30 protein-coding genes and 1 riboswitch are annotated in these 24,858 nt (G+C 66.6%); of the genes, 21 read left to right on the top strand and 9 right to left on the bottom strand.

Features of this window, described 5'->3' with window-relative positions; translation table 11 throughout:
• Positions 1-2: 2 nt before the first annotated feature.
• The 3 genes from OK349_RS10835 to OK349_RS10825 form a co-directional block, all read right to left on the bottom strand.
• A complete protein-coding gene (locus tag OK349_RS10835; protein WP_265117820.1) occupies positions 3-1,478 on the bottom strand; it encodes a phytoene desaturase in 1,476 nt (491 codons plus the stop codon).
• Entirely contained in the window at positions 1,475-2,650 is a 1,176-nt protein-coding gene (gene crtY / locus OK349_RS10830; protein WP_265117819.1) for a lycopene beta-cyclase CrtY, read from the bottom strand. Before crtY ends, OK349_RS10835 begins: the two co-directional genes overlap by 4 nt.
• Before the next feature lie 75 nt (positions 2,651-2,725).
• Positions 2,726-3,340, bottom strand: a complete 615-nt coding sequence (locus OK349_RS10825; protein WP_265117818.1) for a glutathione binding-like protein — start codon at positions 3,338-3,340, stop codon at positions 2,726-2,728.
• A gap of 69 nt (positions 3,341-3,409) precedes the next feature.
• Between OK349_RS10825 and OK349_RS10820 the strand changes: the two genes are divergently transcribed.
• The 10 genes from OK349_RS10820 to OK349_RS10775 all read left to right on the top strand — a co-directional run bounded on the left by OK349_RS10820 (position 3,410) and on the right by OK349_RS10775 (position 11,099).
• On the top strand, positions 3,410-4,021 hold the full coding sequence (locus OK349_RS10820) for a TetR/AcrR family transcriptional regulator (protein ID WP_265117817.1): 612 nt from the start codon (positions 3,410-3,412) through the stop codon (positions 4,019-4,021).
• Positions 4,022-4,052: 31 nt separating this feature from the next.
• Positions 4,053-4,823, top strand: coding sequence for an SDR family NAD(P)-dependent oxidoreductase (locus OK349_RS10815; protein ID WP_265117816.1), 771 nt, complete (start codon positions 4,053-4,055; stop codon positions 4,821-4,823).
• A gap of 68 nt (positions 4,824-4,891) precedes the next feature.
• Complete coding sequence (locus tag OK349_RS10810; RefSeq protein WP_265117815.1) at positions 4,892-5,146, top strand: type II toxin-antitoxin system ParD family antitoxin; 255 nt, start codon at positions 4,892-4,894, stop codon at positions 5,144-5,146.
• Positions 5,147-5,150: 4 nt separating this feature from the next.
• Positions 5,151-5,444 (top strand): type II toxin-antitoxin system RelE/ParE family toxin, encoded by a 294-nt coding sequence (locus OK349_RS10805; protein ID WP_265117814.1) that lies wholly within the window; start codon positions 5,151-5,153, stop codon positions 5,442-5,444.
• Positions 5,432-6,217: a sterol desaturase family protein gene (locus OK349_RS10800; RefSeq protein ID WP_265117813.1), complete on the top strand. Its 786-nt coding sequence runs from the start codon at positions 5,432-5,434 to the stop codon at positions 6,215-6,217. Before OK349_RS10805 ends, OK349_RS10800 begins: the two co-directional genes overlap by 13 nt.
• A 67-nt stretch (positions 6,218-6,284) precedes the next feature.
• Positions 6,285-7,187 carry a MipA/OmpV family protein gene (locus tag OK349_RS10795; protein ID WP_265117812.1) on the top strand — a complete coding sequence of 301 codons (903 nt, stop codon included), beginning with the start codon at positions 6,285-6,287 and terminating at the stop codon, positions 7,185-7,187.
• Between the two features lie 41 nt (positions 7,188-7,228).
• Positions 7,229-7,732, top strand: a complete 504-nt coding sequence (locus OK349_RS10790) for a hypothetical protein (RefSeq protein ID WP_265117811.1) — start codon at positions 7,229-7,231, stop codon at positions 7,730-7,732.
• Positions 7,733-7,770: 38 nt separating this feature from the next.
• Positions 7,771-7,879, top strand: a riboswitch (TPP riboswitch).
• A gap of 36 nt (positions 7,880-7,915) precedes the next feature.
• The gene (thiC, locus tag OK349_RS10785; protein ID WP_265117810.1) at positions 7,916-9,916 is read left to right on the top strand and encodes a phosphomethylpyrimidine synthase ThiC; all 2,001 of its coding nucleotides are present in this window, start codon (positions 7,916-7,918) and stop codon (positions 9,914-9,916) included.
• Positions 9,917-9,948: 32 nt separating this feature from the next.
• The gene (locus OK349_RS10780; protein WP_265117809.1) at positions 9,949-10,506 is read left to right on the top strand and encodes a DUF2199 domain-containing protein; all 558 of its coding nucleotides are present in this window, start codon (positions 9,949-9,951) and stop codon (positions 10,504-10,506) included.
• Positions 10,507-10,805: 299 nt separating this feature from the next.
• A complete protein-coding gene (locus OK349_RS10775; protein ID WP_265117808.1) occupies positions 10,806-11,099 on the top strand; it encodes a hypothetical protein in 294 nt (97 codons plus the stop codon).
• Here OK349_RS10775 and dgt read toward each other — a convergent pair.
• On the bottom strand, positions 11,086-12,483 hold the full coding sequence (dgt, locus tag OK349_RS10770) for a dGTP triphosphohydrolase (protein ID WP_265117807.1): 1,398 nt from the start codon (positions 12,481-12,483) through the stop codon (positions 11,086-11,088). The two genes, OK349_RS10775 and dgt, sit on opposite strands and share 14 nt — an antisense overlap.
• 457 nt (positions 12,484-12,940) lie before the next feature.
• On the opposite strand from dgt, the gene OK349_RS10765 reads away from it, so the two are divergent.
• The 5 genes from OK349_RS10765 to OK349_RS10745 all read left to right on the top strand — a co-directional run bounded on the left by OK349_RS10765 (position 12,941) and on the right by OK349_RS10745 (position 15,486).
• Entirely contained in the window at positions 12,941-13,627 is a 687-nt protein-coding gene (locus OK349_RS10765) for a hypothetical protein (RefSeq protein WP_265117806.1), read from the top strand.
• Between the two features lie 147 nt (positions 13,628-13,774).
• Entirely contained in the window at positions 13,775-14,185 is a 411-nt protein-coding gene (gene arr, locus OK349_RS10760) for an NAD(+)--rifampin ADP-ribosyltransferase (RefSeq protein WP_265117805.1), read from the top strand.
• A 75-nt stretch (positions 14,186-14,260) separates the two neighbouring features.
• Positions 14,261-14,506, top strand: coding sequence for a hypothetical protein (locus OK349_RS10755; RefSeq protein ID WP_265117804.1), 246 nt, complete (start codon positions 14,261-14,263; stop codon positions 14,504-14,506).
• Positions 14,507-14,548: 42 nt separating this feature from the next.
• Complete coding sequence (locus OK349_RS10750) at positions 14,549-14,695, top strand: hypothetical protein (protein WP_265117803.1); 147 nt, start codon at positions 14,549-14,551, stop codon at positions 14,693-14,695.
• A gap of 53 nt (positions 14,696-14,748) precedes the next feature.
• Positions 14,749-15,486, top strand: a complete 738-nt coding sequence (locus tag OK349_RS10745; RefSeq protein WP_265117802.1) for a phosphatase PAP2 family protein — start codon at positions 14,749-14,751, stop codon at positions 15,484-15,486.
• Here the strand turns inward: OK349_RS10745 and OK349_RS10740 are convergent.
• The gene (locus tag OK349_RS10740) at positions 15,483-16,037 is read right to left on the bottom strand and encodes a hypothetical protein (RefSeq protein ID WP_265117801.1); all 555 of its coding nucleotides are present in this window, start codon (positions 16,035-16,037) and stop codon (positions 15,483-15,485) included. The genes OK349_RS10745 and OK349_RS10740 overlap by 4 nt on opposite strands.
• Positions 16,038-16,137: 100 nt before the next feature.
• On the opposite strand from OK349_RS10740, the gene OK349_RS10735 reads away from it, so the two are divergent.
• Positions 16,138-16,455: an antibiotic biosynthesis monooxygenase family protein gene (locus OK349_RS10735; RefSeq protein ID WP_265117800.1), complete on the top strand. Its 318-nt coding sequence runs from the start codon at positions 16,138-16,140 to the stop codon at positions 16,453-16,455.
• A 1-nt stretch (position 16,456) separates the two neighbouring features.
• On the opposite strand, the gene OK349_RS10730 is transcribed toward OK349_RS10735, so the two are convergent.
• On the bottom strand, positions 16,457-16,684 hold the full coding sequence (locus OK349_RS10730) for a DUF2061 domain-containing protein (protein ID WP_265117799.1): 228 nt from the start codon (positions 16,682-16,684) through the stop codon (positions 16,457-16,459).
• Positions 16,685-16,812: 128 nt separating this feature from the next.
• Entirely contained in the window at positions 16,813-18,066 is a 1,254-nt protein-coding gene (gene hemA, locus OK349_RS10725; protein WP_265117798.1) for a 5-aminolevulinate synthase, read from the bottom strand.
• A 206-nt stretch (positions 18,067-18,272) separates the two neighbouring features.
• Between hemA and OK349_RS10720 the strand changes: the two genes are divergently transcribed.
• Positions 18,273-18,437, top strand: coding sequence for a hypothetical protein (locus tag OK349_RS10720; RefSeq protein ID WP_265117797.1), 165 nt, complete (start codon positions 18,273-18,275; stop codon positions 18,435-18,437).
• 55 nt (positions 18,438-18,492) lie between these two features.
• Here OK349_RS10720 and murI read toward each other — a convergent pair whose 3' ends face one another.
• Positions 18,493-19,290 carry a glutamate racemase gene (gene murI / locus OK349_RS10715; RefSeq protein WP_265118583.1) on the bottom strand — a complete coding sequence of 266 codons (798 nt, stop codon included), beginning with the start codon at positions 19,288-19,290 and terminating at the stop codon, positions 18,493-18,495.
• A 100-nt stretch (positions 19,291-19,390) separates the two neighbouring features.
• On the opposite strand from murI, the gene plsY reads away from it, so the two are divergent.
• The 3 genes from plsY to OK349_RS10700 are packed head-to-tail and all read left to right on the top strand — an operon-like array spanning position 19,391 to position 21,744.
• Positions 19,391-19,975 (top strand): glycerol-3-phosphate 1-O-acyltransferase PlsY, encoded by a 585-nt coding sequence (gene plsY / locus OK349_RS10710; protein WP_265117796.1) that lies wholly within the window; start codon positions 19,391-19,393, stop codon positions 19,973-19,975.
• The gene (gene dprA, locus OK349_RS10705) at positions 19,968-21,053 is read left to right on the top strand and encodes a DNA-processing protein DprA (protein ID WP_265117795.1); all 1,086 of its coding nucleotides are present in this window, start codon (positions 19,968-19,970) and stop codon (positions 21,051-21,053) included. Before plsY ends, dprA begins: the two co-directional genes overlap by 8 nt.
• A 1-nt stretch (position 21,054) precedes the next feature.
• A complete protein-coding gene (locus OK349_RS10700) occupies positions 21,055-21,744 on the top strand; it encodes a hypothetical protein (protein ID WP_265117794.1) in 690 nt (229 codons plus the stop codon).
• Between the two features lie 13 nt (positions 21,745-21,757).
• On the opposite strand, the gene OK349_RS10695 is transcribed toward OK349_RS10700, so the two are convergent.
• A complete protein-coding gene (locus tag OK349_RS10695; protein ID WP_265117793.1) occupies positions 21,758-22,186 on the bottom strand; it encodes a hemerythrin domain-containing protein in 429 nt (142 codons plus the stop codon).
• A 137-nt stretch (positions 22,187-22,323) separates the two neighbouring features.
• On the opposite strand from OK349_RS10695, the gene topA reads away from it, so the two are divergent.
• A complete protein-coding gene (gene topA / locus OK349_RS10690) occupies positions 22,324-24,858 on the top strand; it encodes a type I DNA topoisomerase (RefSeq protein ID WP_265117792.1) in 2,535 nt (844 codons plus the stop codon).

Genomic DNA, 24,858 nt, shown 5'->3' with positions numbered 1-24,858 from the left:
GCTCATGGTTGCTCCAGCATCAGCGCGGCGGTCGCCTTGGCGCTGCCGACCACGCCGGGGATGCCGGCGCCCGGATGCGTGCCGGCGCCGACGAAATAGAGGTTGGGGATCGAGTCGTCGCGATTGTGCGCGCGGAAATACGCGCTCTGCGACAGGATCGGCTCGAGGCTGAACGCGCTGCCCAGATGCGCGCCGAGATCGTCGCGGAAGTCGTTCGGCGCATAGCTGAACTTGGTCACAATGCGCGCATGGATGTCGGGGATCAGCCGCCGCCCGACCTCGTCGAGGATGCGCTTCTCCAGCACCGGCGTGATCTCGCTCCAGTCGACCGGGAACTTGCCGAGATGCGGTACCGGGGCGAGCGCGTAGAAGGTCGAATGGCCCGGCGGCGCGAGGCTCGGATCGGTCACCGTCGGGTGGTGAAGGTAGAGCGCGGAATCCTGGCTCAGCACGCCATGGTCGTAGATATCCTCGAGCAGCTCTTTGTAGCGTGGCCCGAACAGGATCATGTGGTGCGGGATCCCCGGCCAGCTGCCCTTGACCCCGAAATGGACGAGGAACAGCGAGGGCGAGAAGCGCTTGCGCGCCAGCCGTGCCGCGGTGCGCTGCGCGCTGCGCGACCCCTTGAGCAGGTCGCGATAGCTGTGGATCAGGTCGGCGTTGCTCGCCACTGCATCGGCTTCGAAGCGCGCGCCGCTCTTGGTTACCACCGCGGTCGCGCGCTCGCCCAGCGTCTCGATCTGCGCCACCGGGTCGCCGAGCCGCAGCACCCCGCCCAATCGCTCGAACAACCGCGCCATCCCCGCGACCAGCCGGTTGGTGCCGCCCATCGCAAACCACACGCCCCCGTCGCGCTCGAGCTTGTGGATCAGCGCATAGATCGCGCTGGTCGTCATCGGATTGCCGCCAATCAGCAGCGTGTGAAAGCTCAGCGCCTGGCGCAATTTCTCGTTCTTCACGAAGGACGAGACGATCGAATAGACGCTGCGCCACGCCTGGTATCTGGCGAGGTCGGGCGCCGCCTTCACCATCGCGGCGAAGTCGAGGAACGCCACCTGGCCAAGCTTCTCGTACCCCTCGCGATAGACCCCGGCCGAATAGTCGAGGAAGCGCCGGTAGCCCGCGATGTCCGCCGGGTCGAGCTTGGCGATCTCGCTCGCCAGCGCCGCATCGTCGTTCGAATAGTCGAAATTGGTCCCGTCGGGCCAGTTCAGGCGATAGAAGGGGTTGACCGGCGCCAGCGTGACATCGTCCGCCATGCGGTGGCCCGAGAGCGCCCACAGCTCCTCCAGCGCTTGCGGCGCGGTGATCACCGTCGGCCCGGCGTCGAAGGTGAAGCCGTCCTTCTCCCAATAATAAGCGCGGCCCCCGGGCTTGTCGCGCGCCTCGATCAGCGTCGTGTCGACCCCCGCCGACTGCAGACGGATCGCCAGCGCCAGCCCGCCAAACCCCGCGCCGATGACCACTGCCCGCTTCACTGGCTTCCCCTGATGGCGACGCTCTTGACCACGTTGAGCGCCCGTCCGACCGGCACCGGCGGTTTCCCCACCAGCACCCGCGCGCGATCGAGCAGGCTCGACTGGCCCGCATAGAAGCGTGCGATGAGCCCCGCGTCCAGCCGGTAGAAGCGTTCGAGGATGCGATAGCGTTCCTCCGGCTCCGCCGCACGGAACAGCATCGCCGAAAGCATGCGGTAGAATCCGCGCCGCTGCCATTGCCGCCGGGCATAGCCATAGGTCAGCTCGTGCAGCGCCGGGCCGCTGAGGTCGCTCGCATCGGCGATGGTCCGCGCGAGGCGCACAGCGTCGGGCAGCGAATAGCCGGTGAGCGGATGGAACAGGCCGGCGCGCATCCCCGCCTTGGCGACGCGGTTGCCGCCCGATCGCCAATATTCCTCGAAATCGCCGCCCATCGCCACCGGCAGCACGCCGGTCTCCTCACGCGTCACCCCCTCGGTCTCGATCCGGCGCGCCGCCAGCCAGTCGTCGATCCGCGCGCGCAGCACCGGCGTATCGATCTCGGGCGTGTCGCTGTAATAGGTGTCCTCGACGAACAGCCGCGTCGCCGCGAAGGGCAGGGCATAGACGAAGCGATAGCCATCGGCCTGCGCCACCGTCGCGTCCATGATCAGCGGGCGCTTGAGCGGATGCGGCTCGGCCAGCGCGAACTCGCGCCCGAGGAATTTCTGCCAGCCAAGATCGAGCTGCGCCAGGTTGCCGGGGCCGCGGCAATCGATCACCCCGCCCGCCTCGATCCGGTCGCCATCGGCCAGCACCACCGCGCGCGCGCTCGCCCCCAGCGCCTTGCGCCCGGTCATCACGGCGTGCGCGGGCAGCGCGGCGCGCACCATCTGGTCGAGCCGGTCGGACTCGATCGCATAATAGCCTGCCTTGAGCGTGCGGGCGTGCCCCGGGAAGACGACGTCGTAGTGCGTCCAGCCATAGGAGATCAGCGGCGCCACCAGCCAGCGGTCGGCGGCCGCGACGTCGCTCGCGAAGAACGACCAGAGGTGATTGCCGCCAAGGCGCTCGCCGCTTTCGACGATGCGGATGTCGAGCTCGGGGCGTTTCTTGCGCAGTGCGAGCGCGATCAGTCCGCCCGCTAGCCCGCCGCCGACGATGGCGACGTCGCAATGGATGATGGCTGGCATCGACGCCGCCTAGCGGATCGCCCGCGCGCGGGAAACCCCCGGGGCGCGGGCGATTGCGACGCGGCGAGGCGAATGTCAGGCCGCCTTGAGCAGCGGCATCTCCACTGCCATTGCTCGTACCACCGACGGGCGGGTGCGCAGCCGCGTGCGATAGGCGAGCAACACCGGCCAGCCGGCGATGTCCACGCCCGCGGTCTCGCACCAGTTGAGCACCGCGAGCAGATAGGCGTCGGCGACGGTGAAGCTCTCGCCGAGATATTCGCGCCCGTCGAGATGCGCGGAGAGCACGCCGAACGGCTTGGCCACCCGGCCGAGCGCCGCCGCCTTCTCCGCCTCGCCGGCATCCTTGGCGAACAGCGGCGCGAACACCGCCTTGTGCACCTCGGTGCTGATGAAGTTGAGCCACAGCTGCATGCGGTAACGGTCCTCGCTGAACAGCGCCGGGGCGAGCACGCCGTCCGCGGCATTGTCGGCGAGATATTGCAGCACCGCCGGCCCCTCGGTCAGCGTAATGCCCGAGCGCGTCTCCAGCGCCGGAACATAGCCCATCGGACTCACGCTAAGGAAATCGCTGCCGTCGGGCAGCTTGTGGCCGGTCAGCACCTGCACGAATTCGGCGTCGAGGCCGGCTTCCTCGATCGCGATGCGGGTGGCGAGCGAGCAGGCGAAGGGGATGAAATAGAGCTTCATGGCACGACTCCTTCCTGGGGTTGATTTTTGTACCATCTCGCAAGAATATCAGGGCGGTCAAGGAATTTTATGCGAGATAGTACAAAAAAGCCCGAAAGCTCGAGAGGACGCGGCCGTCCCCGTGCGTTCGATCCCGATACGGCGCTGGGCGCAGCGGCCGAGCGGTTCCGCGCGAGTGGCTATTCGGGCACGTCGCTCGACGAGCTCGCCGCGGCGACGCGGCTCAACCGGCCGAGCCTCTATTCGGCGTTCGGCGACAAGAAGGCGCTCTACCTCGCCGCGCTCGAGCGCACCTATGCCCGCGCCGAGCGAGGCTTCGTCCGGCTGGGAGAGGCGGATCTGCCGTTGCGGGCGATGCTCGAACGCCTCTTCAATGCGGTGATCGACGGTTATCTCACCGGCGAGAACGGTCCCGCGGGCTGCCTGTTCATCAGCACTGCGGCAACCGAATCGGTCGGCGATCCGGAGGTGCGCGCCGCGATCGCGCGCTTCCTCGCGATGGAGGACGCGCAGGTCGAGCGGCTGTTGCGCAACGCGGGCGCCGCCGCGCCCGAGACGCAGGCGCGGTTCGTCACCGCGATGATCCATTCGCTCAGCGTGCGTGCCCGTGCGCGCGCGCCACGCGCCGAGCTGGACGCTCTGGCGCAGGACTGTATCGACTTGATCGCCCCGGCCGCATGAAGCCTTTCGCGTGTCCCCGCGTTGGCGCCGCATGAAGACAGCGATCGTCACCGGCGGGGCGCAAGGCATTGGTCGCGCGGTGGTCGAGCGGCTGCTCGGCGAAGGCTGGGCCGTCGCCGCGCTCGACCTCGACGCGCAGGCGGTGAAGGAACTCGCCGCGGCGCACGCGCCCCGGCCGCTGCTCGCGCTGACGCTCGATGTCGGCGACGAGCAGGCGGTGGGCGACGCGTTCGACGCGTTCGGCGTGTGGCTCAGGGAATTGGGCGAGGAGCCCGGCCTCGATCTGCTCGTCAGCAATGCCGGCGCCGCCAACCCGGTGAACGGCCCGGTCGAGGCGCTCAGCCTTGCGGGCTGGCACAAATGGATCGACAGCCACCTGACCGGCGGCTTCCTGATGGTCCGCGCCGCCGTGCCGCTGCTGCGTCCGCGCAAGGGCTCGATCATCCTCATGGCCTCGACCCGCGCGCTCCAGTCCGAGCCGCATTGCGAGGCCTATGCCGCGGCCAAGGGCGGGCTGGTCGCGCTCACCCATGCACTCGCCGTCAGCCTCGGCCCGGCGATCCGCGTCAACGCGATCCTGCCCGGCTGGATCGAGACCGGCCCCTGGGCGAAGGCGTCGAAGCGGCGCGAGCCCGATCACCGCGCGATCGATCGCGAACAGCATCCTGTCGGCCGCGTCGGCGTGCCCGAGGACATCGCCGCGACCGTCGTCTTCCTCGCCAGCGCGGGCGCGGGCTTCATCACCGGGCAGCAGATCGTCGTCGACGGCGGGATGACGCGCAGGATGATCTACGCGGAATAGGGCGTGTCGCTGTGGCACCGCTGCTTTCGCGCGTTGTCAATCTTAGCGCAAAATCCTATATTATGTTTATGGCACAGATGAACGTCTCGCTCCCCGAAGGCCTCAAGGCCTGGGCCGAATCCCGCGTCGCCGAGGGCCGCTACAGCAGCACCAGCGATTATGTCCGCGACCTGATGCGCAGGGATCAGGAATATGCGGAGAAGCTGCGCGTGCTGCAGGCCGAAATCGACAAGGGCTTGGCATCCGGCGTGAGCGAGCATTCCGTGGAGGAAGTCTTTGCTCGTCTCAGGCGGAAAATAGACGACGCGCGTAACCAGGGCTGAGCCGATGGTTCGGGTCGAGCTCAGCAATGAAGCGTTCGTCGATCTGGACGAGATCGCCAGTTACAGCATTGCGATGTTCGGAGTTGACGTGGCCGACGCCTATGTGTCCGAACTCCACAAAGCATTTGCCCTGCTTTCCGAGTTTCCCGAGCTGGGAGTTCTTGTTGCGGAACTGAAGCGACGGCCGCGCTGCCTTCCGTGCGGGCGGCATCGCATTTTCTACCGCTACGAAGACGACATCGTACTGGTCATCCGCGTCCTGCATCATGCCATGGACCCGCGGCAATGGTTGGATTGACCGCCATCCTCCTCTCCGCGCTCGCGATGACGCTGATCGTCGGGATGCGCTATCTGATCGTCTCGGGCGGTTTCGCCTGGGCGACGCGGCTCAAGCATCCCGGCCTCTATCGCGGGCTCGACAAGCAGATGGCCCAGGAGATCCGCTGGAGCCTCGCCAGCGCGGCGATCTACGGCATCCCCGCGGGGGTGGTCGCCTGGGGCTGGCAGAACCGCGGCTGGACGCGGATCTATACCGATCTCGACGCCTGGCCGCTCTGGTACCTTCCCGTCTCGGTCCTCCTCTATCTCCTCGCGCACGACGCCTGGTTCTACTGGACCCACCGCTGGATGCACCGGCCGCGCTGGTTCCGCCTCGCCCATGCCGTCCACCATGCCAGCCGGCCCCCGACCGCCTGGGCGGCGATGAGCTTCCATCCGATCGAGGCGGTGACCGGCGCAGTGGTGATCCCGGCGCTCGTCTTCCTCATCCCGATCCACGCCGCCGCATTGGGCATCGTGCTCGCAATCATGACGGTGATGGGCGTCACCAATCACATGGGCTGGGAGATCTTCCCGCGGGCGATGTGGCGGGGGCCCTTGGGGGCGTGGCTGATCACGGCGAGCCACCATCAGCGGCACCACGCGCAATACGGGTGCAACTATGGCCTCTATTTCCGCTTCTGGGACCGGCTCTGCGGTACCGACCGTGGGGTCGGGGATTTCGCGCACAGCCATGCTCGCGGCATGACGGCAAGTCGCGCCCCGGAAACTGTCCGCCGCAACTCTTTGTAACAATTCGCTCGCATCCATTCGCGCGCTGCGGCGTTGCGCACCTGAAACAGTTTCAGGAAGCTACTCAATGCGTCACGCCCTGTTCCCCGCCATCGCGCTCGTCGCCACGCCCGCCTTCGCCCAGGATGCGCCGCCTGCCGAAGCGGTGAACCCGCCCGCGGGGGAGACCGCGCCGACGCAGGCGGCAGCCGAGCAGGCCGCCGCGGCCGAGGAGGGCGCCGCGCGGCTCACCATCGGCGCGGGCGTCGCCAACATCCCCGACTATGAGGGCTCGGACGACAAGCGCTGGACCCCGCTCCCCGCCGCCAACGGCACGATCGCGGGGATGAGCTTCACCGTGCTCGGCAACCGCGCCAGCATGGACCTGATCCCCAATCCCACCGGCCCCACCTGGGACTTCCAGTTCGGCCCGGTCGCGGTGCTCAACCTCAATCGCACCAACATCGACGCGATCGAGGATTCGCGCGTCGCCGCGCTGGGCGAGATCGACACAGCGGTCGAGGTCGGCGGCTTCGTCGGCATCGGCAAGACCGGCCTCATCACCAGCGACTATGACAAGCTCTCGCTCTCGCTCTCCTATCGCCACGACGTGACCAAGATCCACAAGAGTGGCATCTGGACCCCCTCGATCAATTATACGACGCCACTCAGCACCAAGGCGCTGGTCGGCATCTTCGCCTCGGCCGAGTTCGTCGAGGACGATTACGCCCGCACCTATTTCGGCGTCACCCCCGCGGGCAGCGTGGCGAGCGGCCTGCCCGTGTTCACGCCCGAAGGCGGGCAAAAGGACATCACCGTCGGCGGCCTGTTCACCTATGCGCTGACCGGCGACCTGACCAAGGGCCTCGCCCTTGTCACCGGCGTCTCCTACCGGAAGCTGCTGGGCGACTTCGCCGACTCGCCCATCGTCGCGATCGCCGGCTCGCGCCACAACTGGACCTTCGGTGCGGGGCTGGCGCTGACCTTCTGACCGGGATTGCGCGGCGCGGCCATGCGGCTAGGCTGTGCCGCATGGCCCGGCGTCCCCGCAGCTTCCGCTCTGCCTTCCGCGCGTTCCAGGCGATACGCGGCGAGCGGATCGACGCGGGCTTCGCCGCCGATCTCGACTATCTCCAGAACCGCGATCTCGATCTCTCGGTGCGGCTCGGCGCGATGCTCGCCTTCAACGCGCTGATGATCACGATCGGCACGCATCCGATCTCCGCCTCGCCCGGCGCGCCGCTTAGCCTCGACGCCGCGCGCCAGCCGGTGCTGACCCTGCTCTGCTGCGCCTCGCTCGTTCCGCTGATCGTGTCGAGCTTCCTGTGCCTGCGCGCGATGCTGCTTGGCGAGGAGGTCGATGGCGAAGGGCTCGACGACAGCGACGCGCTGCGCCAGCGCCTGTTCGCCGCCTTCATCCGCTCGATGGACGTGCAGGCGCGCCTGCTGCGCCATGCCGTGCGCTGGACGCTGGCGGGCGGCGCGGCGGGGCTGTTGCTGTGGATCGCCATCCTCGTGCGCAAGGTCCTCGGCTAACCGCCGCTGGACCTTTGCCGCGCCGCCCTCTAGAGTCCGGCCATCCCCGGGGGAGCGCTGACGCGCGCTTGAGAGGGAAGCAGCAGCTTCCGACCCGCTGAACCTGATCCGGCTGACACCGGCGTAGGGAGGGAGCGGCTTTCTCCCGAAGTCCGTCCTCTCCCGTCTGAGGAGTAGTGACGAATGGCCGATATTGATTCGAAGGTTGAACTGGCTTCCGCTGGAAGCCAGCGGCCCGCGCGCACCGAATTGAAGGTCACCACCGGCCCGATCCGCGGCTCGAAGAAAATCCATGTCGGCCCGCTCGGCGTAGCGATGCGCGAGATCCATCTCGAACCTTCCTCCGGCGAACCCCCGCTGCGCGTCTATGACTGCTCCGGCCCCTACACCGACCCCGAAGCCCGTATCGACATCATGGCCGGCCTGCCCGAGCTGCGCCGCGACTGGATCCGCAACCGAGGCGACGTCGAGGAAGTCGCCCAGCGTGAGGTCCGCCCCGAGGACAATGGCCAGCTCGGCCCCGACCGCACCGCGAGCGCTGTTGCGCGGAGCGGCAACAGAAACGGCGGCGTCCAGCCCTTCCCCAATGTCCGCAAGCAGGTGCTCCGCGCCCGGCCCGGCGCCAACGTCTCCCAGATGCACTATGCCCGCCGCGGCATCGTCACGCCCGAGATGGAATATGTCGCCACCCGCGAGAATCTCGGCCGCGAGAGGCTCGCCGAATATGTGCGAGACGGCGAGGACTGGGGCGCCTCGATCCCCGACTATGTCACCCCCGAATTCGTCCGCGACGAGGTGGCGCGGGGCCGCGCGATCATCCCCAGCAACATCAACCACCCCGAATCCGAGCCGATGGCGATCGGTCGCAACTTCCTGGTCAAGATCAACGCCAATATCGGCAACTCCGCCGTCGCCTCCGACGTCGCGGCCGAGGTCGACAAGATGGTGTGGGCGATCCGCTGGGGCGCCGACACGATCATGGACCTCTCCACCGGCCGCAACATCCACGACACGCGCGAATGGATCCTGCGCAACTCGCCCGTCCCGGTCGGCACCGTCCCGATCTACCAGGCGCTCGAGAAGGTCGGCGGCATCGCCGAGGACCTGACCTGGGAGATCTTCCGCGACACGCTGATCGAGCAGGCCGAGCAGGGCGTCGATTATTTCACGATCCACGCCGGCGTGCGCCTGCCCTACATCCCGATGACCGCCAGGCGCGTCACCGGCATCGTCAGCCGCGGCGGCTCGATCATGGCGAAATGGTGCCTCGCCCACCACCGCGAGAGCTTCCTCTACGAGAAGTTCGACGAGATCACCGAGATCATGAAGGCCTACGACATCGCCTATTCATTGGGCGACGGCCTGCGCCCCGGCTCGATCGCCGACGCCAATGACGAGGCCCAGTTCGCCGAGCTCTACACGCTGGGCGAGCTCACCAGGCGCGCCTGGGAACAGGACGTGCAGGTGATGATCGAGGGCCCCGGCCATGTGCCGATGCACAAGATCAAGGAGAATATGGACAAGCAGCTGCAGGCGTGCGGCGAGGCGCCCTTCTACACGCTCGGGCCGCTCACCACCGACATCGCGCCGGGCTATGACCATATCACCAGCGGCATCGGCGCGGCGATGATCGGCTGGTACGGCACGGCGATGCTCTGCTACGTCACGCCCAAGGAGCATCTGGGGCTTCCCGACCGCGACGACGTCAAGGTCGGCGTGGTGACCTACAAGCTCGCCGCCCACGCCGCCGATCTCGCCAAGGGCCACCCCGCCGCGAAGATGCGCGACGACGCGCTGAGCCGTGCGAGGTTCGAGTTCCGCTGGCGCGACCAGTTCAACCTGTCGCTCGATCCCGACACCGCCGAGCAGTATCACGACCAGACCCTCCCCGCGGAAGGCGCCAAGACCGCGCATTTCTGCTCGATGTGCGGGCCGAAATTCTGCTCGATGAAGATCACGCAGGAGGTGCGGGACTTCGCCGCGAAGCAGAACCAGGGCGCTGAGAGCTTCCTCGCCGCCACCAATTCCTCCCCTTCAGGGGAGGTGGCATCGCGCAGCGATGACGGAGGGGCCGCGCCGCTAGGCGCGGAAGAAGCCGAGGCGGGCATGGCCGCGATGAGCGCCGTCTTCAAGGAAACCGGCAGCGAGCTCTACATGGGCTCGGGCGGGCGGGAGCACGATTGATCCGCCCGCATACGCGCGCCTAGGATCGCGGCATGAGCTGGTTCCGCCGGGCAAAGCCCGCCAATCCCTTTTCCGATGTATGGACCTGCGCCGGGTGCGGTGAGGTCCATCACGGCATGATGGACCTGGCGGCGTTCGCGCCCGATCCCTGGCCGCACGGCGAAGCGCGCGAGCCGAACGGCGCCATCCGGCTGGAAGGCGACTTCCTGTCCGAGGATTTCTGCGTGCTCGGCGGCAAGTATTTCTTCGTTCGCGCCGTGCTCGAAATCCCGGTGCGCGGCTTGGCGGAAAAGTTCGGCTTCGGCTGCTGGTCCACCCTGTCGCGCGAGAATTTCGACAAATATATCGAGGGCTTCGACGACGGCGCCTTTCCCGACTGGGGGCCGTGGACCGGCTGGCTATGCAACCGGCTCGAAACCTATATCGGCACCGAGCCACAGAGCGTCCATGTCTTCCCGCAGCCCGACCGGCAACGTCCCACGCTGCGCATCATGGACCCTGATCATGCCCTCGCGATCGATCAGGACGAAGGCATCACCATCGATCGGCTGATGGAGATCCTGCGCTACTACGGCCACGCGCCGGCCTGAGGGCGGCTCGCGGGAGTCGCCTCCGAAACGGACCAGCTTGCGTCCATTCCCGACGCGAAAGCCGATAGCCTGCCGGCATTCGCGTCGGGGGGAATGACTATGCGGTGGGGACGATCGGGGCTGGCGATCGGCGGCCTGTTGCTCGTGTTCGGCGCGTTGATCCTCGCACCCGCTGCGGCGGTTGAGGAGAAGGATCTCACGCCGAACGCCCCTGATTTCACCGCCGTCATCACCAAGGCCGCCGCCAAGCACCTGGTCCGGAAAGGCAGGCTGGTGAGATCCACTTCTTCCCCACCGAGTTGGGCGGCCCCAAGGACACGGTCAACACCGGCTACATCACCCCCGAAGCCGCCGAGGCCCGCGCGCTGCTGATCGGCACGCTCGAACGCTTCACCGACAAAGGCCTGATCGACAAGATGGCAGTCGAGCCCAACTATCGCGGCACGAGCATCATCCCCACCCGCCTCCACTTCAAGGCCTGGCACAGCATGCGCGACAGCCCGCCGTTCGAGGGGGTGTGGAGGTTTGGTAGGGAGGCGATGCGTTCTAGCATCAGTCGACGCTTCCCTCGAGAGATAGCTAGAGAGGCTTGAACATGCTTTGCGCATTATCGGAGTAGAGACGACTGTAGAACTCAATCGCATACCTGTCGGTCATTCCCGCTATAAAATCACATACGACCCGTAGCTGCTTTTGACGGTCATCTCTCGCGGCCACAAAGAGCTTCAGCGCATCCTCAGGTAAAAGGAGGTGGCCCTTCTCTCCGGCGAGAGCGCTGAATATCCCACTAACTATATCCTTGCCACGATACTCAGATACTTTGACCCGATTGGAAAATATAGTGGCTTCAAACGATAAATTCTTAAGAGTTTCAATTTTAATAAGTATTTCTTTGTCCACGACCACCTTACTTAACTGTGGTAGCTCATGGTTTTCTGTAATTGATACTCCTGATATAAATGAACCTACCAGGTCTGACGTAAACTGAGTCCTAATATAGCTATCGGTGGCTATATTGTCCAATTCTGTCATAACCTGTAATGAAGATAATATTCTCTCCGGCTTGGAGTCCGGTCGAAGAGGGCTTAGGTCTGTGGGTATCTCAAAATGGTTTTCAAATATTTCCAGAAATACTTGTAGCACGTCTGTTGCAGAAAAGTCCTCAATATTTACTTCTTTTTTTACCTTTTCTGCGACTCTGTGAAGTATGGAGAAGTCCATCGAAAGTATCTTTGAAGGGCATAGAAAACCAGCTTTGAAAGAGTCCTCAAGGTCATATGTAGAATAGGCGATATCGTCAGCGATATCCATTATCGAACATTCGATTGTCTTAAATGACGATCCTTGAAAGCCGGGTGCTACCGCTTCTTTTATATCGTCTACTACTGGCCTGTCCTCGAAATAATACCCTTTAGCTACTTTGTCTACTTTCTCGCGCTTAAGTCCAATCGGCCGATCGTACTTTAGAACGGCGCCGAGAGTTCGATAGGTTAAGTTGAGGCCCGCTCTTCTCTCTAGAGGGCAGGTTTGCGAGGTAAATCTCTTCTTCTCTAACTGGCTCACGATCCGAAGCGTCTGGGCATTGCCTTCAAACCCGCCATGCTCTCGCATTTGCTCATCGAGTGCTTCTTCTCCGTTGTGACCAAACGGTGGATGCCCGATGTCGTGTAGGAGGGCGGCTGTTAGGCAAATACGTGGATTTATCGGATTATTGGCGAAGAATGGCTGTTTGCCATTTATGGCATGGGCGATCGACTCAGCGATCTGACCCACTTCGAGTGAGTGGGTGAGTCTGTTCCGAAAAAAGTCGGATTCGTGCCCAGGGAAGAGCTGCGTCTTACCTTGAAGCCTTCGAAAGCTTGGGCAGTGAATAACCCGGGCGAAGTCCCGTCGGAACTCGTCACGCCAGCTTTCACTCGACCCTGTCTCCTGTATGAACCTGCTACTGTCTCTAGGTCCATACAGAAGATTGCTCATTCCTATCCCCCCGAATGAGCGGCCTTTTCTGACTGACGCCGAGGCCGTTCTTTCAGGCGCTCTTCTACCACCATTTTTAATAGGCGCAATTTTTCCTCAGAAATCCGATGGGATTCCGATGCAATCCTCGCATGGTCAGACATAGGCGCCTCATCCCCCCTTTAGTGAGCCCCGTCGCAAAACATTTGTAGAATCTATTCATGAACGCTTGTCCAGCTCAGATTCGACTACTCGTTAGTGAATCGCGTTGGAGATTTCGAACTCAGTATGTTCTTTATATGTTCCGAAATCAAGGACTGTCGTCGCTAAGTGACGCTCCCTAAAGTCCGAACCAAGCTGTCACCCCCAAGCCACACCCAATTCCAACATTCTCCAACACCCCCGATTGTTGGAGACATGTTGGAACCAAAATGCTCCATCCTCTCGGATGAAGCACAACCCCCGCAGAGGCCCGCGCATGCCCGCGGCCACGCAGCCCGCTGACGGACTCGACACCCCGTTCGATCCCGTCCCCACGCGCCCGCGCCACGACGGCTGGACGCCCGAGAAGCAGACCGGTTTCATCGACGCCCTCGCCGAATCCGGTTGCGTCACCGAGGCCGCGGCGCGCGTCGGGATGAGCGCCACCACCGCCTATACCCTGCGCCGCCGCCCGGACGCGCAGAGCTTCCGCATGGCGTGGGAGGCTGCTCTGGACCACGCCGTCCAGCGCCTGTCCGACGCCGCCTTCGCCCGCGCGCTCAATGGCGTGTCGCGTCCGGTCTTCTTCCAGGGCGAGCAGGTCGGCGAGCGGCGCTATTATGACGAGCGGCTCACCATGTTCCTCCTGCGCTATCGCGATCCGGTGCGCTATGGCGCCTGGCTCGACGACATGATCGCCGAGCGCCACCCGGACGGCGCCGCGCTCGCGCTCGCGCGCTGGACCGACCGGGTCGGGGACGATGCCTGGGCAGACGCGCTCGGCGGTCCCCGCTCGCCCCAGGCCGCACCGCTGCTCCGCCGCCGTCCTTCTCCCGACGAAGCCGAGGCCGAACGCGAAGCGCGCGAGGAGGGCCGGATCCATGCGATCCGCCAGAATGAATTCAACGCCTGGTTGCGCGACGACCTGATTCCGCCCAAGGATCGCGAATCGGGGGGGATGTAGTGTGAGCTTTGACAGCTTCCGCGCGCGTCTTGCCGTGATCCGGGTCGCCGCGATCCGGGCGGCAGGCTTCCGCGCGCCCGGTGAAGCAGGCTACGGCATCCCCGCGTCCGCTCCGTCCTCCTCCCGTCACCGCAGGACTGTCACGCCATGACCTATGCCAGGGACGCCGCTCCGCCCTATTACCACGGCAACCGCGCCGATCTCGCGCCCGGCGACCTGATCGGCCCCGGCTACGCGTCCAACTATGGCGAGCGCAAAGCCGCTTCCTGGGTCTATTTCTCCGGCACGCTCGAGGCCGCGATCTGGGGTGCGGAGCTGGCGCAGGAAGATGCGCGCGAGCGCGTCTATATCGTCGAGCCGACCGGCGAATTCGTCGACGATCCCAACCTCACCGACCAGCGCTTCCCCGGCAACCCGACCAAGTCCTACCGCTCGCGCGATCCGCTGCGCGTCATCGGCGAGGTCGAGCAATGGCAGGGCCATTCGCCCGAGCAGCTCCGCCACATGAAGGAGCATCTCGCCCGCCTCAAGGAAGCAGGTGTCGAGGCGATCGACTAGCGCGCCGCCCGCCATTGGCCGCGCACCGCAGGCCATGCTAGAAGCGCCCGCTCCCCGCATTTGAAAGGCCCGCTCATGCGTCGCTTCGCCCTGCTCGCCACCACCGCCGCGCTCGCCGCGCTCGCGGCGCTGCCGATCGCGACGACGTCCGCGGCGCCTACCCAGGCTGCGAAGCCCAAGCCCAAGCCGACCCCCGCGCCGACCTCGCGCCCGAAGGGCGGCGGCTCGGGCCACGTCAAGAGCTTCGACGGCGCCGACGGCAGCCTGCCCTCCACCCGGCCAACACCCCGCCCCACGCCCACGCACAGCCACCCGCACTAGGCGCGCCGCGCATCCCTTCCCGGACTCGCGCGTTCCTGCCGCATGATCCGCAAGCTCAAGGCCGGCTACCGCATCTACTCGCGGCACAAGGACCCGAGAACCGGCAAGCGCCGCAATCTCGGCACCTTCGAGACGCGCGCGGCGGCGGAGCAGCACGAGCGCGAGATCCAGTATTTCAAGCGGCACTGAAGCGCCCGCTGGTTCGCTTGCCCTCGCCCGCCGGCTTTGCCAGACCCCCGGGGATGAGCGAACCCTTCTCCCTGTCCGCGATCACCGAAGCGCCGGTCACCCCCGATCAGTCCGCGCCGGACGTGCGCCACCCGCCCTTCGTGCTGATCGCGCTCGCCGCGCTCGCCGGCGCGGTGCTGGTGCTCGCGATCCTCGGCCGCACCATCGCCGGCGGCAGCCGCTTCGCCTTCGACAGCGCGATCATGCTGGCGTTGCGCCAGGACGGCAACCTCGCGGTCCCCGCCGGTCCGCTCTGGCTCAAACAGGCGATGGTCGACGTGACCGCGCTGGGCGGCGAGACCGTGCTCACCCTCGCCGCCGCGGTCACCATTCTCTTCCTGGCGGTCAATCGCCACCTGCTCGCCGCGGCCCTCGTGTTCGCCGGCACCACCACCGGCTCGATCGCCGTCGCACTCGCCAAGCGTCTCGTCGGGCGCGAGCGGCCGGCCTTGGTCGATCACCTGGTCGAGGTCGGCTCGGCAAGCTTCCCCAGCGGCCATGCCGCCAACAGCGCGATCATCTATCTGACGATCGCGCTGGTCAGCATCCAGGTGGTCCACCGCAGCTCGGCGCGGCTGTTCCTGCTCGTCGCCACCCTGCTGCTGGTCGCAGCGATCGGGGTGAGTCGCGTCTATCTCGGCGTCCACTGGCCGAGCGACGTGCTCGCCGGCTGGAGCTTCGGCCTGCTCTGGGCGCTCGCCTGGTGGGCCGCGAGCAGCTGGCTGCGGTTGCGCCTGTCCCGGCGAGGCTAGTGCGCCCAGCGCTCGCCCAGCACTTCGGCCTTGCCGCCCTGCCAGCGCACTTCCATCGCCGGCTCGTCCTTGCGGCCCGGCGCGAACAGTTCGTAGATCGTCGCGCCGCCCTCGACCTGGCGGCTCTCGATCACCCGCTCGGGGGTGAAGGCGTCCTTCTTCGCCGCCGCAGCCGCGCGCACCGGCGCGGGGGCGGTGGCCCAGTCGATGTCGCGCTGCACTTCCACCGCGCTCAACTTGCCGTCGGCGTCCTGCAGCACGTCGATCTCGACCTCGCTGCCGTCGGGACGCTTGCCCTCGACGTCGTAATAGATGCGCCCCTCGAGCTCCTTCCGCTCGGCCTCGGCGATCGTCATTCCCGGCACCGTCGCCTCGACCAGCTCGGCGAGACCCGCGGGCAGCTCGGCCGCGGTGACCTCGTTGATCGCCGTCTCGGGGCCCTCGGGCAGCACGCCATTATCGGCTGCCGCGGCATTGTTGCCGGTCTCGGCGGCCGGGGAGCAGGCGGCGAGCGCCGCAACGAGAATGAGGGCGGGGGCGGTGCGGCGCATCGAAACTCTCCTCAAGGAAACCGGTGTCTATTCTGCGCCGGACGCGGCTGCAGCGCAACCTTCGCCGGGGCGAAACGCTTCATCCACAAGGAGGCCCGCCATGTTCGTCGCTGCCTATTGGTGGAAGGTGCATCCCGGCAAGGAAGCCCAGTTCCGCGCCGCTTGGCGCCGCGGGACGGAGCTCATCCAGGCCAAGTACGGCTCGCTCGGCTCGCGGCTCCATCGCGACGATCAGGGACGCTTCATCGGCGTCGCCGAATGGCCCGACCGCGCCACCTGGCAGGCGGCGTTCGACGCGAGGATGGTCTATGATGAGCCCGCGACCCGCGCCGCGTTCGTCGACGCTATCGCCGATGCGGCGACCGAGCCGCTGCTGCTGATGGAAGTCACCGACGACCTGCTCGACCGCGGCAGCTAGCTCAACCGTGCGCCACCGCCGAGCGCACGAACGGGTCGATCGCGGCGTGCCGCTCTGCCCGTTTCCACGCCTTCTCGTGGAAGAAGAAGGCGACCGCGTTGATGCACGGTTCGATCAAGGCGATCCCGCCGGCCAGCGTCAGCGAGCCGGTGAAGGCATAGGCGACCGAGAAGCCCACGATCAGATGGACCGCGAGATAGGTCAGCGTCTTCATGAGATCGCGGGGCATGGACGATTCCTCGTTAAGTGGAACCACCCACCTAGTGAATGGAGGAATCGATCCGAAACGCGAAGATATGGCTTCAGTGATCGATTCAGGCGATCAGACCAGCCTTATCGCGCATTCTCCAACTGGCCTCAGGCCGCGGCGCGCAGCTCCAGCCGTTCCCAGATCTCGACCAGCGCGGTGGTGAGTTCGCGCATCATCGTCTCGTCATGCGCCGGGCCGGGCGTGAAGCGCAGCCGCTCGGTGCCCCGCGATACCGTCGGATAGTTGATCGGCTGTACATAGACGCCGTATTCGGCGAGCAGGATGTCGCTGATCCGCTTGGCCTTGACCGGATCGCCGACCATCAGTGGCACGATGTGCGTGACCGAGTTCATCACCGGAAGCCCCGCCTCGGCGAACATCGCCTTTAGGCTCGCCGCAGCCGCCTGCTGCCCGTCACGCTCCGCGCTCGATTGCTTGAGGTGGCGGACCGAGGCGAGCGCACCGGCGACCAGCACCGGCGAGAGCGAGGTGGTGAAGATGAAGCCGGGGGCGTAGCTGCGGATCACGTCGATGATCGTCTGGTCCGCGGCGATATATCCGCCCATCACGCCGAACGCCTTGCCCAGCGTGCCTTCGATGATCGTCAGCCGGCCCGCCGCCTCGTCGCGCTCCGAAATGCCGCCGCCGCGCGCGCCGTACATGCCGACGGCATGGACTTCGTCGAGATAGGTGAGCGCGTTGTACTTGTCGGCGAGATCGCAGATCGCGTGGATCGGGGCGATGTCGCCATCCATCGAGTAGACGCTCTCGAACGCGATCAGCTTGGGCGCAGTGGGATCGTCGGCGGCGAGCAGCTCCTCGAGATGCGCGAGGTCGTTATGCCGCCACACGCGCTTCTCGCAGCCCGAATTGCGGATGCCCGCGATCATCGAGGCGTGGTTGAGCTCGTCCGAATAGATGATGCAGCCGGGCAGGATCTTGGCGAGCGTCGACAGCGTCGCCTCGTTCGAGACATAGCCGCTGGTGAACAGCAGCGCCCCTTCCTTGCCGTGCAGGTCGGCGAGCTCGCCTTCGAGATCGACATGGTAGTGCGTGTTGCCGCCGATGTTGCGCGTGCCCCCCGAACCCGCGCCGACATCGTGCAGCGCTTCCTCCATCGCTGCGATCACCTTGGGATGCTGGCCCATCGCGAGATAGTCGTTCGAGCACCACACCGTGATCGGCTTGGGGCCGTTGTGGCCGGCGAAGCAGCGCGCATTGGGGAAGGCGCCCTTGTTGCGCAGGATGTCGATGAACACGCGATAGCGGCCCTCGGCATGCAGCCGGTCGATCGCCTGAGTGAAGACGCGCGAATAATCCACGGCACGCGGGCTGGCGTCGGTGGGCACTGGGGTAGTCATGGGCGGTCCCGATAGCGGTTTTGCGCGGGCAATGCCAGCATCTCGATCCGGTCCGATTGGGCGGACGAACGCGATGGGGACCCATCCTGGATCGGGACTCCGGAGGCCGTTTCTGCTATGGTGAACGCACCGTGGGACGACTCGCAGCATTCCCGCGGCTGAGAGACCAGAAGGGCTCCCGCTTGAAGCGAAGGGAGATCGGTCGCATGGAACGGAACGACTATCATTATTTCAGGCAGCGCGAGCAGGACGAGCGCGCCTATGCCGAACGCGCCCAGGACCTGACGGCGCGCCGCGCGCATCTCGACATGGCCGAGCGCTATGCCGAGCGGGTGCGGTCGCTGGCGCCGCCGGTGTCCAACGCGATCTAGCCTTATGACGGCGGCCGGGCATTACCACCGGCCGCTGGCTTCGATATCGAAACGGTCAGAGCGCCTCGATTCGTTCGAGGCCGTAGCGCCCTAGTGCCGGGGCGAGCGCCTGTGCGGCCTCGTCGAGGCGCGTAAACACTGCGACGCCCGGCGCCGGCGTGCGGGGCCAGTCCTGACCCTCGGTCAGATGCGCGATTCGGCGCGCGATGCCGGGACCGCCATCGATGAACGCGATCGGCCGCGCCGCCGCCGCAGCAAGCTCCTCTTCGACCAGCGGGAAATGCGTGCAGGCGTTGACGATCACGTCGATCCTCTCGCCGCCGGACTGGCCGAACAGGCCTTCGAGCACCGTGTAGAACCGCGCCGGGTCGAGTGATTCGCCGCGCAGCTTCGCTTCGGCTAGCTGCACTAGCTCGGCGCTGCCGTGGCGGACCACCGTACAGTCGGCGGCGAATTCGGCGGCGAGCTTGTCGACATAGGGCTGGCGGACGGTCGCGTCGGTGCCGAGCACGCCGATGACGCGTGTCCGTGACAGCGCGGCTGCGGGCTTGATTGCCGGCACCGTGCCGACGATCGGTATGTCGAGCGCCGCGCGGACATGCGCCAGCGCGATGGTCGAGGCGGTGTTGCAGGCGATGACGATCAGCCGCGGCCGGTAGCGCTCGGCGAGCCGCCCGAGCAGCGCGGGCACGCGCGCGGCAATCTCGGCCTCGCTGCGCGTGCCATAAGGGAAGCCCGCGCTGTCGGCGGCATAGACCAAAGGCGCTTGCGGCAGCACGGCGCGGGTGGGCGCGAGCACGGAGAGGCCGCCCACGCCCGAGTCGAAGAAGAGGATGGGCCGGGTATCGGCCATATGCATGCATCGCCTGATTGAGATTGTTGCGCCCGCTTATCGAAGTACCTAGCTTCGGACGCAAGCAAGGGGAACGAAGCTGACCACCGAAATCCTCTGGGTGACGCCGACCCTGGCGCTGCTGCTGGGCTATCTGCTCGGCTCGATCCCGTTCGGCGTGCTGCTGACGCGCATGACCGGCGCCGGGGACCTGCGCGCGATCGGATCGGGCAATATCGGCGCCACCAACGTGCTGCGCACGGGCCGTAAGGGTCTGGCGGCGGCGACCCTGCTGCTCGATCTCGGCAAGGGCGCGGCGGCGGTGTGGATCGCCGAACGCCTGTGGCCGGGGACGGGCGTGCTCGCCGCTGCGGGCGCCTTTTTCGGCCATTGCTATCCGGTGTGGCTGGGCTTCAAGGGCGGCAAGGGCGTCGCGACGCTGATGGGGATCGTGCTCGCGCTGCACTGGCCGTCGGGGCTGGTGTTCGCGGCGGTGTGGCTCGGCCTGCTCGGCCTGGTCCGCATCTCGTCGGTCGCGGGGATGACCGCGGCGGTCAGCGCGCCGGTGAGCGCCGCCTTTTTCGACCGGTTCGATATCGTCCTGCTGCTCCTCGGCCTGGCGATGGTCGTGCTGTGGAAGCATCGCGCCAATATCGAGCGGCTGCTGGCCGGAACGGAGCCGCGAATCGGCCGCAAGGATGGGTGAGGCCGAGGCGGATCTCGCCCGGCTCCGCCTGATCCGTTCGCCCCGAATCGGCCCTGTCACCTATCGCCAGCTGATCGCCCGTTTCGGTACCGCCGAGGCGGCGCTGGACGCCTTGCCGGCGCTGGCGATGCGTGGCGGCGGCGCGACGCCGGTAATCGCCGAGGTCGCGGCCGTGCGCCGCGAGATGGCGGCTGCGGCGCAGCTCGGCGCGCGCTATCTGTTCCTCGGCGATCCCGATTATCCGCAGCTGCTTGCCGAGCTCGAAAATGCGCCGGCCGCGATGCTGGTGCGCGGCCAACTCGCGCTCGCCCGGCGCTCGTGCGTTGCGATGGTCGGCGCGCGCAACGCCTCGGCGGCCGCCTGCCGCTTCGCGCGCCAGCTCGCCCAGGGGCTGGCGGAGGCAGGCGCGACGGTCGTTTCCGGCCTGGCGCGCGGCGTCGACACCTCGGCGCATCTGGGCTCGATCGGCGGCGGCACGATCGGGGTGATCGCGAGCGGGATCGACATCGCCTTCCCGCCGGAGAATCGCGAGTTGCAGGAGCGGGTCGCCAATGAGGGCCTGCTGATCGCTGAACAGCCGCCGGGCACCGAGCCGCTCGCGCGCCATTTCCCTTCGCGCAACCGCATCATCGCTGGGCTCGCGCAGGGCACGGTGGTGGTCGAGGCGGCGCCGCGCTCGGGCTCGCTGATCACCGCGCGGATCGCGGCCGAGGCCGGGCGCGAGGTGATGGCGGTGCCGGGCTCGCCGCTCGATCCGCGCGCGCAGGGCTGCAACCTGCTGATCCGCGAGGGCGCGACCTTGGTGCAGAGTGTCGAGGATATCCTCGAGGCGATCCGCCCGATCGATCCGCGTGCGGTGCGTTCGCCCGTGCGCGACTTCGGCGGCGAGCCGGCGGCCGAGCCCAATGACGCCGAACGGCGCCGGATCGAAGGGCTGCTGGGGCCGGTCCCGGTTCCCGTCGACGAGCTGATCCGCCAGGCCGGGCTGCCTGCTGCGGCGGTCCAGCTCGTGCTACTCGAGCTCGAGCTTGCCGGGCGGCTGGAGCGGCATGCTGGCGGCCGGGTGAGCCTGATCTGACATGGCTGATACGCCCCGAATCGAACTGGCGGCATTGCTCAACGATGCCGCGGCGCTTGTCGGGGATCGCCCGCTGACCTTTGGCGCGGCAACCGCCATCTATGTCGCGGCGGGAATCTGGATCGACAGCCAGATCTGGTCATTGGGGGCGCAGTTCGTGACGCTGGGGGCGATCACCCTGCTTTCCGGCCTGCTCCAGTATCTCGTGCTTCGCCGCGCGCTCGGGCCCCCAGTGCCCGGTGGCCGGTTGGCGGCATTGCTCGCGCCAGTGACCGCTGTCGCGACCTATCTCGTCGTCTGGATCGTGGCCAGCATCGGCTATGTGCTGCTCGTGCTACCTGGATGCTATCTGGCTGGCCGCCTTTCGGCCGCGGTGGGGGTGAGCGTGGCCGAGCGCACCGGCCTGTTCGCGAGCATCGCGCAAAGCTGGCGGCGCACGCGGCAAAGCTGGTTGCCGCTGATGCTGGGACAGGCGCTGCTGCTCGTTCCGCTTTTCGGTTTTATCGGCCTTGGAGTCATCGTCTGGGTGGTCGATCAGGAGAGCTTGCTGTCCGACGAGACCTCGCTCGAATTCGCGCTGCTCAGCAACCTGGTGATCGGTGCGATCACGCTGGCGGGCTGGGCGATTGCGGGAGCGGCCTATCGCCTCACCGCACCGAAGGCCGGAGCGATCGAAGACGTGTTCGCCTGAGTCGAACTTCGCGTCACGCGCAGCGCAGGCGGATATGCGCGGCGCGGAGTGCCATGGGGTAGAGCGTCTCGTTTTCAGAGCGGACTCGTCCCCGGATCATTTCGAGGATCACGTCGAGATCGGCGGCGAAACGTTTGTGGTCCGCAGCGATTGCCGCTTCGTCCCACTTGGCCACGAATGCCCGCCAGCTGGCGCCCAACGTCGCATAGGCCTCGATCGCTTCGCGTGCGGCGACTCGCTGCCCGGCGTCCTTGCTGGCGAGCAGCAGCGGATAGATCTGCTCGTCCTCGATCGCGACATGGGGAGTCAACACGGCATCGAGCCGTTCCACAGCCTCGGCCAGCTCGGCCGGAACCGCATTCGCCTGCAACGCGCGAACCAACGCCGCGGCCGCCGCGGCGATCACGCTGTGATCGCGAATCAGGCGTTCGAACGAGAGCAAGGGAGAGACGCTGCCGGGCCCATTGCTCGCCCGATAGCCGGATCGGGTTAACAACAAGTCGCGCCGCAGCCCTCTTGACGCCCGGCGCCGCGGCTTCCCATCCTCGCGCGTATACGCGAAGCCTTTATCGGAACCCCATGCAGCTCGTCATCGTCGAATCGCCCGCCAAGGCGAAAACCATCGAGAAATATCTGGGCAAGGACTATCGCGTCCTCGCTTCCTACGGCCATGTCCGCGACCTGCCGCCTAAGGACGGCTCGGTGAAGCCGGACGACGGCTTCGCGATGGACTGGGAGACCTATCCCGACAAGGCGAAGCAGCTGAAGGCGATCACCGACGAGGCCAAGAAGGCCGATCGCCTGATCCTCGCCACCGACCCCGATCGCGAGGGCGAGGCGATCAGCTGGCACGTGCAGGAGCTGCTGGCGAAGAAGAAGGCGCTGCCCGCGGAGGTCGAGCGAGTCACCTTCAACGCGATTACCAAGGCAGCGGTGACCGAGGCGATGGCGCATCCCCGCCAGCTCGATACCGACCTGATCGACGCATACCGGGCGCGCCGCGCGCTCGACTATCTCGTCGGCTTCACCCTCTCGCCGGTGCTGTGGCGCAAGCTGCCGGGCGCCAAGTCGGCGGGCCGCGTCCAGTCGGTCGCGCTGCGCCTGATCGTCGAGCGCGAGCGCGAGATCGAGCTGTTCAAGTCGCAGGAATATTGGTCGGTCACCGCGCATCTCGAGCATGACGGCACCGCGTTCGACGCGCGGCTCACGCGGTTCGAGGGCAAGAAGCTCGATCGCCTGTCGATCGGCGACGAAGGCACCGCCATGCGCGCCAAGGCGGCAGTCGAGCAGGGCCGCTTCAGCGTCGCGTCGGTCGAGACCAAGCCGGCGATGCGCAACCCGCCGCCGCCTTTCACGACGTCGACCCTGCAGCAGGAGGCGGCGCGGAAACTCGGCTTTTCGGCGAGCCACACGATGCGCATCGCGCAGGCGCTCTACGAGGATGGCGCGATCACCTATATGCGGACCGACGGCGTGCAGATGGACGGCAGCGCCATCGACGCCGCGCGCAAGGCGATCGTGAACCGCTATCAGCCGAGCTACATCCCCGACAAGCCGCGCCAATACCAGACCAAGGCCAAGAACGCGCAGGAAGCGCATGAGGCGATCCGGCCGACGGATTTCAGCCGGGATCGCGCCGGCGGCGGCGACCATGCCAAGCTCTACGAGCTGATCTGGAAGCGTGCGCTGGCCAGCCAGATGTCGAGCGCGCGGATGGAGCGCACCACCGTCGAGCTGGAAGAGCCGACCGGGCAGGACGCGCTGCGTGCGACCGGCCAGGTGGTGATCTTCCCCGGCTATCTCGCGCTCTACGAAGAGGGCAGGGACGATTCGGAGGATGAGGACAGCCGCCGCCTCCCCGTGATCCGCCAAGGCGACACGCCGGCCAAGAAGGGCGTCGACGCCGAGCAGCATTTCACCCAGCCCCCGCCGCGCTTCTCCGAAGCCTCGCTGGTGAAAAGGCTCGAGGAGCTCGGCATCGGCCGCCCCTCGACCTACGCCTCGATCATTCAGGTGCTCAAGGACCGCGCCTATGTCCGCGTCGAGAAGAACCGCTTCTTCGCCGAGGAGAGCGGCCGGCTGCTGACCGCGTTCCTCGAGCGCTTCTTCGAGAAATACGTCAACTACGACTTCACCGCCGGGCTCGAGGAGGAGCTGGACGACGTGTCGGGCGGCCGCGCCGGGTGGCAGGCGGTGCTCGACGCCTTCTGGAAGGATTTCCGTCCGCGTACCGACGAGGTGATGGAGCGCAAGCCGAGCGAGGTTACCGAAGCGCTCGACAAGTTCCTCGAGCCCTATCTCTTCCCCGACAAGGGCGACGGCAGCGACCCGCGGCTATGTCCGTCGTGCGGCGAGGGGCGTCTGGCGTTGCGCGGCGGCAAGTTCGGCGCGTTCGTCGCCTGCTCCAACTATCCCGAGTGCAAGTTCACCCGCCGCTTCGGCCAGCCGGGCGGCGAGAATGGCGGGGATAGCGGGCCGGAAGTGATCGGGCAGGATCCGGTGACGGGCGAGGACATCTCGCGCCGTTCGGGCCGGTTCGGGCCGTACATCCAGCGCGGCGAGGGCAAGGACGCGGCGCGCGCCTCGATCCCCAAGGACATTCCCGAGTTCGATCTCGACTGGGCGGTGAAGCTGCTCAACCTCCCGCGCACGATCGGCGACCATCCCGAGACGGGCAATCCGATCACCGCGTCGATCGGCCGCTATGGCCCCTATCTGGCGCATGACGGCAAGTACGCCCGGCTGTCCTCGACCGCCGAGGTGTTCGAGACGGGAATGAACGCGGCGGTGGTCAAGCTCGCCGAGGCCGCGAATGGCGGCGGCCGGGTGCAGCGCGGCTCGCGCGAGCCGCTGAAGGTCATGGGCGCACACCCGGTGTCGGGCGCGGAGATCAAGCTGATGGAAGGGCGCTTCGGCCCCTATCTCACCGACGGCACGACCAATGCGACGCTGCCCAAATCGGTCGATCAGGCCGCGCTGACTCTCGACGAGGCGGTGCAGCTGATCGACGCCAAGGCAGCGGCAGGGCCGGCCAAGAAGAAGGGCCGCAAGGCGCCCGCGAAAAAGGCTCCGGCGAAGAAGGTGCCCGCCAGGAAGACGGCGGCGAAGAAGTAG

Source organism: Sphingomonas sp. BT-65, from assembly GCF_026107375.2.
In the GTDB taxonomy this organism is placed as follows: domain Bacteria; phylum Pseudomonadota; class Alphaproteobacteria; order Sphingomonadales; family Sphingomonadaceae; genus Sphingomonas.
Note: the sequence above shows the minus strand (reverse complement) of the source record. Positions and strands in the feature narration are given on the sequence as shown.

Bases quoted from the DNA above. Each gene is read 5' to 3' on its own strand.
- OK349_RS10825 (WP_265117818.1), bottom strand. From the start codon at position 3,340: ATGAAGCTCTATTTCATCCCCTTCGCCTGCTCGCTCGCCACCCGCATC.
- OK349_RS10765 (WP_265117806.1), top strand. From the start codon at position 12,941: ATGCCCGCGGCCACGCAGCCCGCTGACGGACTCGACACCCCGTTCGAT.
- OK349_RS10730 (WP_265117799.1), bottom strand. From the start codon at position 16,684: ATGCCCCGCGATCTCATGAAGACGCTGACCTATCTCGCGGTCCATCTG.
- dgt (WP_265117807.1), bottom strand. From the start codon at position 12,483: ATGAGCAATCTTCTGTATGGACCTAGAGACAGTAGCAGGTTCATACAG.
- OK349_RS10810 (WP_265117815.1), top strand. From the start codon at position 4,892: ATGGCACAGATGAACGTCTCGCTCCCCGAAGGCCTCAAGGCCTGGGCC.
- OK349_RS10780 (WP_265117809.1), top strand. From the start codon at position 9,949: ATGAGCTGGTTCCGCCGGGCAAAGCCCGCCAATCCCTTTTCCGATGTA.
- OK349_RS10750 (WP_265117803.1), top strand. From the start codon at position 14,549: ATGATCCGCAAGCTCAAGGCCGGCTACCGCATCTACTCGCGGCACAAG.
- topA (WP_265117792.1), top strand. From the start codon at position 22,324: ATGCAGCTCGTCATCGTCGAATCGCCCGCCAAGGCGAAAACCATCGAG.
- OK349_RS10700 (WP_265117794.1), top strand. From the start codon at position 21,055: ATGGCTGATACGCCCCGAATCGAACTGGCGGCATTGCTCAACGATGCC.
- OK349_RS10790 (WP_265117811.1), top strand. From the start codon at position 7,229: ATGGCCCGGCGTCCCCGCAGCTTCCGCTCTGCCTTCCGCGCGTTCCAG.
- OK349_RS10815 (WP_265117816.1), top strand. From the start codon at position 4,053: ATGAAGACAGCGATCGTCACCGGCGGGGCGCAAGGCATTGGTCGCGCG.
- OK349_RS10805 (WP_265117814.1), top strand. From the start codon at position 5,151: ATGGTTCGGGTCGAGCTCAGCAATGAAGCGTTCGTCGATCTGGACGAG.
- arr (WP_265117805.1), top strand. From the start codon at position 13,775: ATGACCTATGCCAGGGACGCCGCTCCGCCCTATTACCACGGCAACCGC.
- OK349_RS10735 (WP_265117800.1), top strand. From the start codon at position 16,138: ATGTTCGTCGCTGCCTATTGGTGGAAGGTGCATCCCGGCAAGGAAGCC.
- OK349_RS10755 (WP_265117804.1), top strand. From the start codon at position 14,261: ATGCGTCGCTTCGCCCTGCTCGCCACCACCGCCGCGCTCGCCGCGCTC.
- OK349_RS10740 (WP_265117801.1), bottom strand. From the start codon at position 16,037: ATGCGCCGCACCGCCCCCGCCCTCATTCTCGTTGCGGCGCTCGCCGCC.
- dprA (WP_265117795.1), top strand. From the start codon at position 19,968: ATGGGTGAGGCCGAGGCGGATCTCGCCCGGCTCCGCCTGATCCGTTCG.
- hemA (WP_265117798.1), bottom strand. From the start codon at position 18,066: ATGACTACCCCAGTGCCCACCGACGCCAGCCCGCGTGCCGTGGATTAT.
- murI (WP_265118583.1), bottom strand. From the start codon at position 19,290: ATGGCCGATACCCGGCCCATCCTCTTCTTCGACTCGGGCGTGGGCGGC.
- OK349_RS10800 (WP_265117813.1), top strand. From the start codon at position 5,432: ATGGTTGGATTGACCGCCATCCTCCTCTCCGCGCTCGCGATGACGCTG.
- OK349_RS10820 (WP_265117817.1), top strand. From the start codon at position 3,410: ATGCGAGATAGTACAAAAAAGCCCGAAAGCTCGAGAGGACGCGGCCGT.
- OK349_RS10720 (WP_265117797.1), top strand. From the start codon at position 18,273: ATGGAACGGAACGACTATCATTATTTCAGGCAGCGCGAGCAGGACGAG.
- thiC (WP_265117810.1), top strand. From the start codon at position 7,916: ATGGCCGATATTGATTCGAAGGTTGAACTGGCTTCCGCTGGAAGCCAG.
- OK349_RS10795 (WP_265117812.1), top strand. From the start codon at position 6,285: ATGCGTCACGCCCTGTTCCCCGCCATCGCGCTCGTCGCCACGCCCGCC.
- crtY (WP_265117819.1), bottom strand. From the start codon at position 2,650: ATGCCAGCCATCATCCATTGCGACGTCGCCATCGTCGGCGGCGGGCTA.
- OK349_RS10745 (WP_265117802.1), top strand. From the start codon at position 14,749: ATGAGCGAACCCTTCTCCCTGTCCGCGATCACCGAAGCGCCGGTCACC.